This window comes from Candidatus Roseilinea sp. NK_OTU-006, assembly GCF_012931985.1.
GTDB lineage: Bacteria > Chloroflexota > Anaerolineae > J036 > Brachytrichaceae > JAAFGM01.
Genome location: NZ_JAAFGM010000024.1, coordinates 15,761 through 29,243 on the forward strand (window position 1 = coordinate 15,761; position 13,483 = coordinate 29,243).

11 protein-coding genes are annotated in these 13,483 nt (G+C 62.6%); 8 read left to right on the forward strand and 3 right to left on the reverse strand.

The window, feature by feature from the left end; all coding sequences use genetic code 11:
• The 3 genes from GXH28_RS11715 to GXH28_RS11725 all read left to right on the forward strand — a co-directional run bounded on the left by GXH28_RS11715 (position 1) and on the right by GXH28_RS11725 (position 3,772).
• Positions 1 to 2,526 (forward strand): ligase-associated DNA damage response DEXH box helicase, encoded by a 2,526-nt coding sequence (locus GXH28_RS11715; protein WP_169239214.1) that lies wholly within the window; start codon positions 1 to 3, stop codon positions 2,524 to 2,526.
• Between the two features lie 4 nt (positions 2,527 to 2,530).
• Positions 2,531 to 3,199 carry a ligase-associated DNA damage response endonuclease PdeM gene (pdeM, locus tag GXH28_RS11720; RefSeq protein ID WP_169239215.1) on the forward strand — a complete coding sequence of 223 codons (669 nt, stop codon included), beginning with the start codon at positions 2,531 to 2,533 and terminating at the stop codon, positions 3,197 to 3,199.
• A 93-nt stretch (positions 3,200 to 3,292) separates the two neighbouring features.
• A complete protein-coding gene (locus tag GXH28_RS11725) occupies positions 3,293 to 3,772 on the forward strand; it encodes a thermonuclease family protein (RefSeq protein ID WP_169239216.1) in 480 nt (159 codons plus the stop codon).
• 41 nt (positions 3,773 to 3,813) lie between these two features.
• Here GXH28_RS11725 and GXH28_RS11730 read toward each other — a convergent pair whose 3' ends face one another.
• Both GXH28_RS11730 and GXH28_RS11735 read right to left on the reverse strand, forming a co-directional pair.
• The gene (locus GXH28_RS11730) at positions 3,814 to 4,788 is read right to left on the reverse strand and encodes a tyrosine-type recombinase/integrase (RefSeq protein ID WP_169239217.1); all 975 of its coding nucleotides are present in this window, start codon (positions 4,786 to 4,788) and stop codon (positions 3,814 to 3,816) included.
• Between the two features lie 96 nt (positions 4,789 to 4,884).
• Positions 4,885 to 5,361, reverse strand: a complete 477-nt coding sequence (locus GXH28_RS11735) for a hypothetical protein (RefSeq protein WP_169239218.1) — start codon at positions 5,359 to 5,361, stop codon at positions 4,885 to 4,887.
• A 19-nt stretch (positions 5,362 to 5,380) separates the two neighbouring features.
• Between GXH28_RS11735 and GXH28_RS11740 the strand changes: the two genes are divergently transcribed.
• Complete coding sequence (locus tag GXH28_RS11740; protein WP_169239219.1) at positions 5,381 to 5,662, forward strand: acylphosphatase; 282 nt, start codon at positions 5,381 to 5,383, stop codon at positions 5,660 to 5,662.
• 132 nt (positions 5,663 to 5,794) lie between these two features.
• On the opposite strand, the gene pulA is transcribed toward GXH28_RS11740, so the two are convergent.
• Positions 5,795 to 9,127, reverse strand: coding sequence for a pullulanase-type alpha-1,6-glucosidase (gene pulA, locus GXH28_RS11745; protein ID WP_169239220.1), 3,333 nt, complete (start codon positions 9,125 to 9,127; stop codon positions 5,795 to 5,797).
• Between the two features lie 204 nt (positions 9,128 to 9,331).
• On the opposite strand from pulA, the gene GXH28_RS11750 reads away from it, so the two are divergent.
• The 4 genes from GXH28_RS11750 (at position 9,332) to GXH28_RS11765 (ending at position 13,483) form a co-directional block, all read left to right on the forward strand.
• The gene (locus GXH28_RS11750; protein WP_169239221.1) at positions 9,332 to 10,303 is read left to right on the forward strand and encodes a sugar kinase; all 972 of its coding nucleotides are present in this window, start codon (positions 9,332 to 9,334) and stop codon (positions 10,301 to 10,303) included.
• Between the two features lie 23 nt (positions 10,304 to 10,326).
• Positions 10,327 to 10,965 (forward strand): HAD family hydrolase, encoded by a 639-nt coding sequence (locus tag GXH28_RS11755; RefSeq protein WP_169239222.1) that lies wholly within the window; start codon positions 10,327 to 10,329, stop codon positions 10,963 to 10,965.
• 63 nt (positions 10,966 to 11,028) lie between these two features.
• Positions 11,029 to 12,030: a DUF368 domain-containing protein gene (locus tag GXH28_RS11760; RefSeq protein ID WP_169239223.1), complete on the forward strand. Its 1,002-nt coding sequence runs from the start codon at positions 11,029 to 11,031 to the stop codon at positions 12,028 to 12,030.
• 349 nt (positions 12,031 to 12,379) lie between these two features.
• On the forward strand, positions 12,380 to 13,483 hold the full coding sequence (locus GXH28_RS11765) for a calcium/sodium antiporter (protein WP_169239224.1): 1,104 nt from the start codon (positions 12,380 to 12,382) through the stop codon (positions 13,481 to 13,483).

Consider the following 13,483-nt stretch of genomic DNA (forward strand, 5'->3'; position numbering starts at 1 on the left):
ATGGCCGGTGATCAGGAAGGTGCGCTGAGCGCAGCGCGGGAAGCCGCCCTATCCCACGTCGAAAGCTGGTTTGCTGCGCAGGGCTGGCAGCCGTTCGACTTTCAACGCCAGGCCTGGCGCGCTTATCTACAGGGTCGCAGCGGCCTGATTCACGCTTCCACCGGCGCCGGCAAGACCTGTGCCGCATGGCTCGGCGTGTTGGCCGAGGCGCTGGCCGAACAAGCGGATGGGCGCCGTGAAGCCCACGCTGCATCATCGCGCCGGACGCGACGTGAGGATGCGCCGCCGCTGCGCGTGTTGTGGGTCACGCCGCTGCGGGCGCTGGCGGCCGATACCGAGCAATCGCTGCGCGAGCCGGTCGAGTGGCTGGGGCTGAACTGGACGGTCGAGCGCCGAACCGGCGACACCACGACATCGCTGCGCGCCAAACAAAAAGCGCGCTTGCCCACCGCGCTGATCACCACGCCGGAGAGCCTTTCGCTCATGCTGAGTTGGCCCGACGCGCGCGAACGCTTTCTCGGCTTGCGCTGCGTGATCGTGGATGAGTGGCACGAATTGCTTGGCACTAAACGCGGCGCGCAGGCCGAATTGGCGCTGGCGCGGCTGCGCCGCTGGCAGCCGAACCTGCGCGTGTGGGGGCTGAGCGCGACCTTGGGCAACCTCGACGTGGCGTTGCAGGCGCTGGTGGGGATGAATGCTGCCGACGCCACGCTCGTCCGCGCCGACTCGTCCAAAGCGATCGTCATCGAGTCGCTCTTGCCGGAGCGGATGGAACGCTTCCCCTGGGCCGGCCACCTGGGTTTGGTGATGTTGCCGCGCGTCCTTGAGACGATCGCGGCCAATGCGACGACGCTTATCTTCACCAACACCCGTTCGCAGACCGAGATATGGTATCAGGCCATCCTCGAGGCGCGGCCGGAGTGGGCCGGCCAGGTCGCGTTGCATCACGGCTCGTTGGACAGGGCCGAACGCGAGTTCGTGGAATGGGGGTTGAAGACGGGTCGGCTGCGCGCGGTAGTGTGTACGTCCTCGCTCGATCTCGGCGTGGACTTCTCGCCCGTGGATTGTGTGTTGCAAGTGGGCAGCCCCAAAGGCGTTGCGCGATTGTTGCAGCGCGCCGGCCGCAGCGGCCATGCCCCCGGCCGACCCAGCCGGGTGGTCTGCGTGCCGACCCACGCGCTGGAGCTGGTCGAATTTGCGGCCGCGCGCGATGCTATCCGCCGAGGGCATATCGAGGCGCGCTTACCGCTGAACAAGCCGTTGGATGTTTTGGCGCAGCACGTGGTCACGGTTGCAGCCGGCGGCGGCTTTCGCAGCGATGAGCTGCTCGCCGAGGTGCGGGCAGCATACGCCTATCGCAACCTCAGCGATGACGAATGGGGATGGCTGCTCGACTTCGTGACGCGCGGCGGGCGCGCATTGAACGCCTATCCAGAGTTCCGGCGCGTGGTGTGTGAGGATGGGGTGTACCGCGTGGCCGGCGACGACATCGCGCAGCGCCATCGTCTGTCCATCGGCACGATCGTCGGCGAGGCGGCCATCCACGTGCAATACCTGAAGGGCAAGCGGCTGGGCGCGGTGGAGGAAACGTTCGTGAGCTGGTTGAAGCCCGGCGAATGCTTCCTGTTTGCCGGCAGGCTGTTGGAGTTTGTGCGTTTGCAAGACAACACGGCATGGGTGCGCCGCGCGATCGGCAAGCGACCTATCGTGCCGCGCTGGATGGGCGGCCGCATGCCTCTCTCTACCGAACTGTCGCACATATTGCGCGAAAAGCTCGAACAGGCGCGCCTGGGGCAATACGACGATGAGGAGATGGCCGCTGTGCGCCCCCTGCTGGAGCTACAGGCGCGGCGTTCCAAGTTGCCCGAGCCAGACGAGCTGTTAATCGAGCGCGCTCAAACGCGCGAGGGCCATCACCTGTTCTTCTTCCCCTTCGACGGGCGAGCGGTGAATGAGGGGCTGGCGGCCCTGGTGGCTTATCGCCTATCGCGCCTGCGTCCAATTTCATTTTCGTTCGCGATTAACGACTATGGCTTCGAGCTGCTCTCGCCCGACCGCGTGGACTTGGATGCGGCGGATCTTTCGCGCCTCCGCGCGCTGTTCAGCCCAGACGATCTGGCGGCTGACCTGGCTGCCAGCTTGAATGCAGCGGAGCTGGCGCGGCGGCAGTTTCGCGAGATCGCGCGCATCGCCGGCCTGGTCTTCGAGGGGCTGCCTGGCCGGCGCAAGTCGGGCCGGCAGCTCCAGGCGTCCAGCTCGCTGTTCTACGATGTCTTCAGCAAGTATGATCCCGACAACCTTCTTCTGGCGCAGGCGCAGCGCGAGGTGCTGGAGCGTCAGCTCGAGGAGAGCCGGCTGTGGCGTGCTTTGCAGCGTATCTCGCGCGGGCGGATTACGCTGATTGATGTGGCCCATCCGACACCGCTGGCTTTCCCGCTGATGGTGGATCGGTTACGCGAGCAGCTCAGCAGCGAGGCGCTGCTCGATCGCGTGCGCAAGATGCAGGCACAGTTCGAGGAAGGATGAAGCGATGGTGACGATCATCGCGGCCGGCGAGGTGCTACAGCTTTGGCCGGAGCGGGCCGTTTTCTGGCCGCGGCGAGGCACGCTGTTTGTGGCTGATGTTCACTTTGGCAAGGCAGCGGCTTTTCGCAGCGCCGGTATTCCCGTGCCGGAGGGCGGACTGGCAGACGATCTGCAGCGTTTGTCGCAATTGATCGCGGCCACCGATGCCGCGCGCGTGGTTTTCCTGGGTGACGTGCTACATGCGCGTCGGGGTCGAACGTCTGCCGTGGTTGCAGGCGTGGCAGCTTGGCGCGCGCAATATTCGCATAGGCAGTTTTTGATTGTTAAGGGCAATCACGACAAACAAGCCGGAAATCCACCCACAGAATGGGAGATGAACTGTGCAGACGAACCCTTCATTGATCCACCCTTCGCGTTCCGACACACCCCCGCTAAATCCACGGCGCACTATGTGCTGGCCGGCCACGTACACCCAGCAATCAGACTGCGCGGCAGGGCAGGGCTACGCGAAAAGCTTGCTTGTTTTGTCGTGGGGTCGAAAAGCATGATCCTGCCGGCTTTCGGCAGCTTCACAGGCACAACAGCGATCCGGCCGGGCCCAGACGATGGCATCTATGCTATCGCCGGCAATACACTGATCCGATTGACTGGCCCTCACGCAAAGGGAGAGTGAAGCTGCTGTTAAGACGACGTCTTTAGATAAAAGTTGCCGCGAGGCAATAGTAAGCGCTAAATATCCTGCATGCATTCAGCCGTGTTTGTTACTGTGATTAAACGTGTTGTCCCTTGGCTATTCGCCCTGCTTGGCCTGGTGGGGGTACTGGCCTATTTCCTCTCTATGCCCACCACGAGGGGTGAAGAGGTGCGCGTCGTGCACGTTGTGGACGGCGACACCATCCATGTCGAGATCGGGGGCCAGACCTATCGCGTACGTTACATCGGCGTGGATGCACCCGAGAACACGCGCACGGTCGAGTGCTTTGGGCCTGAGGCAACCGAATTCAATCGTGCATTGGTGGCCGGCCAACACTTGCGGCTCGAGCGTGATGTCAACGAGACGGATCGGTATGGCCGATTGCTGCGCTATGCCTATCTGGCCGACGGGCGCATGGTGAACGAGGTGCTGGTGCGCGAGGGCTATGCCCTGGCGCGCTCATTTCCGCCGGATGTGAAGTATCAGGATCGTCTACGCGACGCCGAGCGCGATGCGCGCCGGGCTCGTAGAGGCTTGTGGGGGAAGTGTTGAGGCGTTTGGCGGCAGATATCCGGCGTCGATGTGCTCCACCGCTACTCCCGCCCGATGGCCTCCTTCGCGCTGAGGCCGTAAGTATCAAGCTGGTCGCGCAGTACGGCTGTTCGCGTGTGGGCATAAACGATGCGCGTAGTCTCCGGCGAGGCATGGCCGAGATACGCTTGCACGCTCTCAAGGGGCATGCCTTCGTTGAGCAGTTGAGTGGCCCGATAGTGTCGAAAGGCATGCGGTGACGCGGTCTTGCTTAGGCCAAGCGCCTTCGCTGCGCGCTTCACAATGCGCCAGATGCTCATGCGGGTTAACGGCTGGCCTTTGTTGCGGCGATGACTGATGAACAGGGCAGGGTAGGGATCGTCGCGTTCGTTGCAGTAAGCCTGAATCGCTGCCTGCGCCTCTGGGGTAAGGAAGAGCATACGTTGCTTGTTGCCCTTGCCGGTGATCAGCGCTTCGCTTGACCGGCCGTCGGCCAGTTGCGCGCGGGTCAGCGAGGCCACTTCGCTCACGCGGCCGGCCGAAGCGTAGAGCGTGTGCATGATCGCCCGATCGCGCAGTAGCTCAAGGCGTTTCGTCTTAGAACGTTTGTTCGACTGATTGTCTGCCTCAGGCAGCAGCTGTGCGTCGTAGTAGGCGATGATGCGCGGCAGGTCGGGATCAACAGCGCGGTGGCGGTAGCCGGCCCGCACGTCGCCGCGCGAGACGCGCAGCTTTGCCTCGGCCTTGGCGCGGTTGAAGCCGGCCGGCAGCATGTCGTTCGCGTCCATCCACTGCAACAGTCGGCGCAGCGACGAGAGATACAAGCGGCGCGTGGCCCGGGCAAACTTGCGCTTGGCCAGGAACGCGCTGAAGCGCTGCAATATTGCTTCGTTCAGTTCGAGCTTCGCCTCAACGGCCAGCGATAGGCCGGCTTTATATGCCGCGCGCGTGTTGTCACTGGCGTCGTGCAACGCAGCGAGGAAGGCTTCCGCCAGTGCGTCGCTCACGGTGGTGGGTGACGGGCTATCGGGCGTCATGCCCACATTCTATCACAAAGTGTTACTTAATCAACATTGTGTAACATCAAAGCAGGCACCCCTTCACCCGGCCCCCACCAGCACTCAAAGCACCGTTCATGCCGCTGTGTTGATCTGCAATCGCCAACTCAACCAGATCACAACGGCAACATAGGCCGCCAGCAGCGACCAGAGGCTTGGTCCGGCCAGGCCGGTGGCCAGCGTGACTTCGGACGACCGCGTGGACGTGAGAAAGACTGCTGCCATAGCAGCCAACGCACCCGCAATTCCGGCGATGGCTAGGCGGCTGATGAAACGGCGTAAGGCCAACACCAGCAGCGCGACGCCAACGCCGCTGGCCGCGCCAAACAGCGTCGTTACAATCAACCCACCCTCAAGCAGGCCGGTGAAGAATGCGCCGAACGGGATGACGATCAAGCTGGCGAGGATTTGCAGGATGTCGCTACCGTCGGTGAACTGCTGCAAGAACCGGCGTAGGCCAAAGAACAGCGAGACCCACACGGTCGGCAAGATCAGCCCACCCAATCCGCCGATCAGCGCACCCTTGATGAGAAAAGCAACCGCATCAATCATGCGTATAGTGTAAATCGGCATGGAAGATCAAATGCGTCTCCGCGCAATCGTGCGCGGCAGGGTGCAAGGCGTGAACTTTCGCTATGCTACCCGGCGTGAAGCGCAGCGGCTGCTCTTGACCGGCTGGGTGCGCAACCGGCTAGACGGCGCCGTCGAAGTCGTCGCCGAGGGGACACGTGCACAGCTCGAACGTTTGCTCGACTTCCTGCATTCCGGCCCGCCCATGGCACACGTCACTGGTGTCGAGGCAACCTGGCAGCCGGCTACCGGCGAGTTCACTGCGTTCGAGATCAGGGGTTGAGGCGAGCAGCTCGCGCCCTAGAAATGCCACGCCGTGCATCTGGCCGGTCACGCCGATCGTGTGCACTCGGCCGGCGTGCGACCTGAGATCCGCCACGACCTGTTTCAGCGAATGCACGATTCAGGTCCAGCGCTACTCTACAAAGACCACCGTCGTGCGTCCTGGAATGGTGAACGTGCCGGAGGCGGCGTCGTAACGCGCGCGTTTGACGAGCGGATCGCTACCGGCGGCTTGGATCGGGTGCAGCGCCAGCCTCAGCCCGCGCAGCGCCGGCTCGGTGAAGGTCACCTCGCCTGGCGCAGCATTGAACAGGACGATGACGCGGCTGAATTGTGCATCCAGTTCGTCGCTTGCCGGGTCGAAGATCTCCATCACGATCAAGCCGGGGATTTGGTCGAGTCCGGCATTGTAGAAGCCCACGCGGGCTTTGACCTGATCGGCAGTTCTCAGCCGGAAGAGCGGCGAGCTGCGGCGAATGCGCAGCATGTCGCGGAAGTAATCGCGGGCAAAGGCAATGTCGGCCGGAGAAGCGCGCAGGGCTGGATTAGCCAACAGCGGTCGCATGAGTGACCAGCGCTCTCGATTCGGCCCGGCCGGCGGCAGGCCGGCGCCCCAGTTGTTTGCTTGATAGGTGAAGTCGAGCCGGTTGAACCAGTCGCCGGAGTTGTAGCTATCACGGTCGAGCGATTTGGAGCGCAGCAGGTCATCGCCGGCATGGAAGAAAGGCATGCCCTGCCCTAGCATGACCAAGGCAATCCCGAGGTTGTTCATGCGCACGCGCTCGGCCATCGTGGCGCTGATGGGTGCGGCCCACTGAATCTTGTCGAACAGCGTCTCGTTGTCGTGCGCCGAGACGTAGAGCACGTTCTCCTGTGGGTCGGCGGTGTAGCCGGCCGGCTGGCCGTTGTAGATGACCGCATCGCCGCGGGTCTTGCGATTGCCTTCGACCAGTTCGTAGTCGCGCAGGTTGCCGGCCAACCCTAGACGGATCCAACGCGCTTGGCCGATCAACTTGCTGCGTTGGGTAGCCAGGTCGCCCTGTGCCAGGCCCGGCGCGTTGTTCGGCGCAGTGCCTAGGCCGGTGATGAAGCCTTGCAACCGGCGATCGTCGAACGGGTTGCCACCGCGCGCGGCGTCGCGCAGCCGGTCGTTGAACGAGCCGATGCCCGTGCCGGCCAGGTTGAGCTGGCTGGCGTTGATGCCGCGCCGGTTGTTGGCCACCTCGCCGAAGTCCCACCCCTCGCCATACACGATGATGGCTTTGCCATCCACGCCGTCGCGCTTGGGCGTCAGCGCATCTAGCATGGCGCGCACGGCCTGCATGTTGCGCAGCATGTGATGGCCCATTAGGTCGAAGCGGAAGCCATCCACCTTATAGGCTGTGGCCCACAGGCGTACCGAGTCGAGCATCAGCTTCTCCATCATGGCATGTTCGGTGGCCGTATTCTCGCAGCACGTGCTCCGCTCCACAGCGCCGTCGCGGTTGAGGCGGTGGTAATAGCCGGGCACCACTTTGTCCAGCACCGACTTTTCGCTTTGGCCGGATTGGCTGGTGTGGTTGAACACCACGTCCATGACCACGCGCAGACCGATGGTGTTTAGCGCCTGCACCATCTGCCGGAATTCGAGGATGCGCTGCGGACCGTTGGGGTCGGTTGCGTAGCTCCCCTCCGGGACGTTGTAGTGGAACGGGTCATAGCACCAGTTGAACGGGTCGGCGTCGGCGATAGAGGTGATGACAGCTTGCTGCCCTTCGGAGTCGGGGGGTAGCTTGGCCAGCGCGGTGAAGTCGGCTTGCTTCCACTGTGATTTGTCTTCGTTGATGGTAGCGCAATCGAAGGCCGGCAGCAGATGGATGTGGGTAAGCCCGGCCTGAGCGAGCGTGCGCAGGTGGCGTATGCCGTTCGAGTCGGCCAGCGTGAAGGCGGCGAATGTGCCGCGCAGTTGCTCCGGCGTGCTCGGATCGCGCGCGCTGAAGTCGCGCACGTGCAGCTCGTAGATCACGGCGTCTTCGGGCGCGTCTAATGAGGGCTTCTTCAGGCTGCCCCACCCTGCTGGCTGCAGCGCCGGGTCGTTCAGGTCCACGATCTGACTGCGCTTGCTGTTGGTCGAGAGGCTGACCGAGTATGGATCCGTGGCGAGGTTTTTCTCGATGCGACCGGTGGACGGCGCGAACACCTCAACTTCGTAGAGGTAGAAGCGATTCTTCCATGCAGGCGCGCCGGTGACCGTCCAGACGCCGCTGGCCGGATCGAGTGTCATGGGGATGATTTGCCTGGCGTCGCCGGTGGCGTCGGCGAAGAGGTGTAGTTTGACGCTGCGGGCAGTGGGCGCCCAGACGGACAGCGTGGGCCGTCCATTCTCGAAAGTTGGGCCGAGCGAGGCGGCACGGGCGCGCTCGGCGTAGAGATCGTCGAGCACGCCGGGGATTTGCAGGCCGGTGCTGTCAATCATGCGGCCGCTCCCGTCGCGCGCTTCGACCGCAACCTGGCCGCGCAGCATCTCGGCAATCTTCGGCAGATCGCTTGGCGCAATGCGCAGCGAGGTCAGGCCGATCAGGTGGGGGAAGCGCTCAAAGATGCGATCATCAGTCGCGGTGCTGCGGGTCAGCGTGATCGTTTGCGTTGCACCGGTGATGCCGCGCGGCGTTAGGCGCAAGCCGGCCCTGGCGCTGCTGTGCAACAAATACACGTTGTTTGGGGTGAAGGGCACGTCCCACAGGATGACGTCACGGCTCACCCAGTGCGCGCGCTGGCGGCTGATGTTACCCTTGGGCGCGCCTTCGGTGCTCACCGTGAGCTGCTTGGCCGCCGGATCGAAGCCGAAGAACACTTCTTCGCCTGCTGCGCGCACGACGAAGCGCACCGGCTTGCCCTGGGCGTCGCCGTAGAACTTGCCGGGGCGGCCATCAATGGCCACGCGCGCTTCGTAGCGCCCGGGCGGGAGCTTGCGCGTGATGAGGCTGTAGGCGCCGTCGAACTCTGGGTCGAGCATGAAGCCGGCCAGGCAGGTCGCATCGTCATCTTGGGCGCAGCCGAGCGCGCGCTGAAAGTTGCCTACAACGACGGGCAGCATACCGTTTACGCTATCCACGACCAAGTGCGTTGTGTGGTCATAGTAGAAGCGCACCTTGACCGGCTGAGATAGCCGCAGCAGCACGTTGGGGCCGTTGCGATCGGCCTTCCCGCCGTAGTTCTCGTCCCATGAACCGTCAATGGCGACCTTGTACTCGTAGTCGCCGGCGGGCAGCGCGAATTCGCCCACCCACAAGCCTGAGACGGGGTCTAGGGTGAGGAAGGTCTTCGAGCAGCTCGGTTGCCAGTCGCCCGGGCAGCCCAATTCGCTTTGGATAGTGCCGGGGATGGTGACGGTGCGGGGCTGTTTGGTCTGGGCAGCTATAGGCATTGTCGGCTGGTGTGCGATGCCCAGGGCTAGACAGAGGAGGAGGGGTAGGAGTTTCTTCATATGCTCATCGTCTGTGCGCTTCCAGTGCCGGACGAATGCGATCTCGACCGAACTGGTCGGACTGCTCCCAGCAGTGGCCAGGATTCTAACGGCTGGTGCAGCGATCACAGCCTACACAGCCTGGGTCAGACCGCTTCAAGCGGTCTGACCCAGGCTGTTCGACCCATTTTGCGCTCTCCCCTACCCTCCGCTTAAACTCAGTACATGCCGGAACAATTTGACTTCATCACGCTCGGCGAGACGATGGTGCGCCTATCGCCGCCGGGCTTTCAGCGCATTGCCCAGGCTCAATCGTTCGACTTTCAGATCGGCGGCGCGGAATCTAACGTGGCTATTAACTTGGCCTGGCTGGGCTTCAAGACCGCTTGGCTCTCGCGCATGCCGGATAACCCTCTAGGCCGCCGGGTTGTTTCACAGATCGCCTCGCATGGAGTGGACACATCGGGCGTGCGCTTTGTCCCCGGCGGACGCGTTGGGGTGTACTTCATCGAGCTGGCGACGCCGCCGCGGCCTAATCGGGTGATCTACGACCGCGCCGGCTCTGCTGCCAGCCAGATGACGAGCGCCGATGTGGACTTTGATCGCATCACGCAGGCGCGCTGGCTTCACATGACCGGCATCACGCCGGCGCTGAGCGCATCATGCCGAGCTATGACGGCCGATGTGATGCGCTTCGCGCGCGACCATGGCCTGATTGTCTCCTTCGATGTGAACTATCGAGCGTTGTTGTGGTCTGCGCAAGAGGCCGGGCGTGTACTGGAGCCGCTGATGCCTCTGTGTCACTACGTCTTTGTGGCGCACCGCGATGCTATGACCTTGTTCGCTGCGCCGGAAGCGCCGCGCCGGGCTGCTGAGGTGCTGCGCCTTCGCTTTGGATGTGATGTCTTGGTGATGACTCTCGCTGAGGCGGGCGCGATTGCTCAGACGGAGTCGCATCAGGTTGAGGTTCCTCAGCCTTTTAAGGTGCCGCAGATTGTGGATCGTATCGGTGCTGGCGATGCTTTTGATGCTGGCTTTATGGCTGCGCGTGTCTGGGGTCTCTCTCTAGAGGCATCTCTTCACTATGCCCATGCTATGAGTGCGCTTAAGCTTACTTTGCTCGGTGATCTTGCTCCATTTAGCAAAGATGAGCTGGATCAATTAGTTGCTGGCTGTTCTGCTGCTAGTATCCGATAAGTATACTGACAGAATAACTGCCTATGCGAAATATCTTGGTGGAACCCGCGTCGCTGCCGATCACCGCCATATTCTTCGATTTAGGCGGCGTGTTGATGCGCACGAGCGACCTCGCGCCACGCCGCAAGTGGGAACGGCGCTTCGGTATGCCCGACTGGGCGCTGCAGGACCTCTTCTTCAACAGCCCGGTCGGGCAAGCCGCCCAAATCGGCCGGGCAACAACGGACGACGCTTGGGCGCACGTCGCCGCAACGCTTGGCCTCGACGCCGACACACTGCGCCAACTTCAGGCAGACTTCTGGCGCGGCGACACGTTCGACGAGTCGCTATTGGCACTGATCCGATCGCTGCATCGGCGCTACAAGACCGGCTTGATCAGCAACGCCATGCCCGACGCCCGACAGATGTTCGCCGATAAGCTCAACCGCGACCTATTCGACGTGCTCGTGTTCAGCGGCGAAGAGGGCGTGAAGAAGCCCGACCCGGAGATATTCCGGCGCGCACTGGCACGGCTAGGCGCGCGTCCCGAGGAGAGTATCTTCGTGGACGATACGGCGGAAAATGTGGCCGCCGCGCAGGCGTTGGGCCTACGCAGCATACGCTTCACAACGAGTGAGGACTTGCGCCGCACGCTGGCACAGTTGACCGGATTCACAGAATGAACCGGGCCGTTGAGGTGGTATGCTGTAGCTCGAAATCATTTTGTCAACCGCAAAGCTCGCGCCATGCAAAAACCAAACACTCCGACGCGGCCATTTTCGGCGTTCCGGCTCTTCCTCACCGGCATTGTGATGGGCATCGCTGACCTGATCCCCGGCGTATCCGGCGGCACGATGGCCTTCATCATGGGCATCTATGAGCACCTGCTATCCGCCATCAAGGCATTCGACCTCAATATGCTACGCCTGGTCGGCCAGAGGCGCTGGGGCGCAGCGCTGAGTTCCATCCCGTGGGGCTTCCTCATCCCGCTGGGCGCCGGCATCGGCGCAGCCGTGATCAGCATGGCACAGGTGATGCGCTACCTGCTCGAGTATCAAACGGTCTATCTCTTTGCGTTCTTCTTCGGACTCATCGTCGCCTCGATCCTCACGGTAGGCGCGACCGTCAAATGGTCGCGCGGCACAACAGCGGCGCTGGTCGTCGGCGCAATCGCGGCCTACTTCATCGTGGGGCTAGTGCCGCTGAAAATGCCGCACGACCCGATCACGCTCTTCTTCAGCGGGGCGGTCGCGATAATGGCGATGATCCTTCCTGGCATCTCCGGGTCGTTCATCCTGCTTATCCTGGGGCAATACGCTTACGTGCTGGACGCTGTGGCCGAGTTGAACCCCCTGCCCATCTTTCCGGTCGCGCTGGGCGCAGCGGTAGGCCTGGCCGGCTTTGTGCGCCTGTTGAGCTGGGTGATGCGAAACTATCACGACATCGCTGTAGCTGCGCTGATGGGATTCATGGTCGGCTCGCTGCGCAAAATTTGGCCGTGGAAGGAAGTAGTCGAGACAGCGCTGGATCGCCACGGCAAAGCCATCCCCATCGTTGAGCAGAACGTCCTTCCCAACATCGCAGCGCCGGAGTTTTGGCTGGCGTTGATTATTGCAACGATTGGCTTCTTCTTGCTCAACGCAATTGACCAACTGCAAACCGGGGCGAACCCAGTGATGCGGCGGTTGAGATGGAGACGAGGCCGCCCCCAGCAACCTCAGCGGCAAGACTGGCAAGCGACGAGCTGATCTGGACTGCCCTGCTCTGACCGACCGGCTATCCGGCGAGCTGCTGAGCCTTTTGCACTCCATTGGTTGTAATCCATGCCGCCGGTTGCTTCAGCACGCTGCCCGGCTGCACAGCAGCGCCACCGGAGCGCAAAGATCCATCGGTCTAATTCATCGGAAGCGGAAGCGCGTATCCCTTGACAGCCGCGGCGCCTTTTAGTATGTTTCGCGCTCGGTTGAGAGCAAGCGGTCAATACGAGTCCATCAGCCCCTGATGGTTGTCAGCGCCTTCGACGCGGGAAATCACCACCGATGAACGACACCAGGGCGGTCTCGTTGTGTTTTGGTTGCGTTTGACAGGAGTGACACCTTGAACTTTTTCACTTTGATCCTGTTCGTCGCCGGTTTGGCCCTGCTGATCGCCGGCGCCGAGTTGCTGGTGCGCGGCGCATCCCGCCTGGCAGCGGCGATCGGCATCTCGCCGCTCGTTATCGGCTTGACGGTCGTGGCGTTCGGCACCAGCGCACCGGAGATGGCGGTCAGCACTATCTCGGCGTTGAACGGCAGCGCCGACATCTCCGTAGGCAACGTGGTGGGCAGCAACATCTTCAACGTGCTGTTCATCCTCGGCGCGTCGGCGTTGATCGCGCCGCTCGTCGTCTCGCAGCAACTGGTGCGCCTGGACGTGCCGATCATGATCGGCACGTCGGTGCTGACGCTGGTTTTCATCGCCGATGGGGTGCTCAACCGGCTGGAAGGCGCTGTGTTGTTTGCCGGCATCGTCGCATACACCACCTTTCTCGTCATTCAAAGTCGCAAAGAGAGAAACGAGCAAGTGCAGGCGGAGTACGAGCAAGAGTTCGGTGAAAAGCCCAAGGGCGTTGGCGGCGTGTTGCTCAACCTGGGCTTCGTCGTGGTTGGCCTGGCTGCGTTGGTGGTTGGCTCACGCTGGCTGGTAGATGGCGCGGTGACCATCGCTCGCGCCGTCGGCGTTGGCGAAGTAGTCATCGGCCTGACGATTGTAGCGGCCGGCACGTCGCTTCCCGAAGTAGCGACCTCAATCATCGCTGCCATCAAGGGGGAGCGTGACATTGCCGTGGGCAACGTGGTGGGCAGCAACATCTTCAACCTCCTGGCGGTGTTGGGGATGGCCGGCCTCGTCGCGCCGCAGGGTCTGTCGGTATCCCCTTCGGTGCTCCGCTTCGACATCTGGGTGATGATCGCAGTCGCCATCGCTTGCCTGCCGATCTTTTTCACCGGCCTGAAGATCGCCCGTTGGGAAGGCGCGCTCTTTCTGTTGTATTACGCGGCCTACACGGCATACCTGATACTTGATGCGACCGGAAACGCAGCGCTGTCTATCTTGAGCGACGCGATGTTGCTGTTCGTAGCGCCGCTCACCGTGCTGACGCTGATCGTCACCGTGTTTCAGGAGATTCGCGCACGCCGGCGGCTGCCTGCCACGCCGGTTTGA

What these genes read in the sequence shown, in the direction of transcription:
- GXH28_RS11715 (WP_169239214.1), top strand. Translation starts at nt 1, where the DNA reads ATGGCCGGTGATCAGGAAGGTGCGCTGAGCGCAGCGCGGGAAGCCGCC.
- pdeM (WP_169239215.1), top strand. Translation starts at nt 2,531, where the DNA reads ATGGTGACGATCATCGCGGCCGGCGAGGTGCTACAGCTTTGGCCGGAG.
- GXH28_RS11730 (WP_169239217.1), bottom strand. Translation starts at nt 4,788, where the DNA reads ATGACGCCCGATAGCCCGTCACCCACCACCGTGAGCGACGCACTGGCG.
- GXH28_RS11735 (WP_169239218.1), bottom strand. Translation starts at nt 5,361, where the DNA reads ATGATTGATGCGGTTGCTTTTCTCATCAAGGGTGCGCTGATCGGCGGA.
- GXH28_RS11740 (WP_169239219.1), top strand. Translation starts at nt 5,381, where the DNA reads ATGGAAGATCAAATGCGTCTCCGCGCAATCGTGCGCGGCAGGGTGCAA.
- pulA (WP_169239220.1), bottom strand. Translation starts at nt 9,127, where the DNA reads ATGAAGAAACTCCTACCCCTCCTCCTCTGTCTAGCCCTGGGCATCGCA.
- GXH28_RS11750 (WP_169239221.1), top strand. Translation starts at nt 9,332, where the DNA reads ATGCCGGAACAATTTGACTTCATCACGCTCGGCGAGACGATGGTGCGC.
- GXH28_RS11755 (WP_169239222.1), top strand. Translation starts at nt 10,327, where the DNA reads ATGCGAAATATCTTGGTGGAACCCGCGTCGCTGCCGATCACCGCCATA.
- GXH28_RS11760 (WP_169239223.1), top strand. Translation starts at nt 11,029, where the DNA reads ATGCAAAAACCAAACACTCCGACGCGGCCATTTTCGGCGTTCCGGCTC.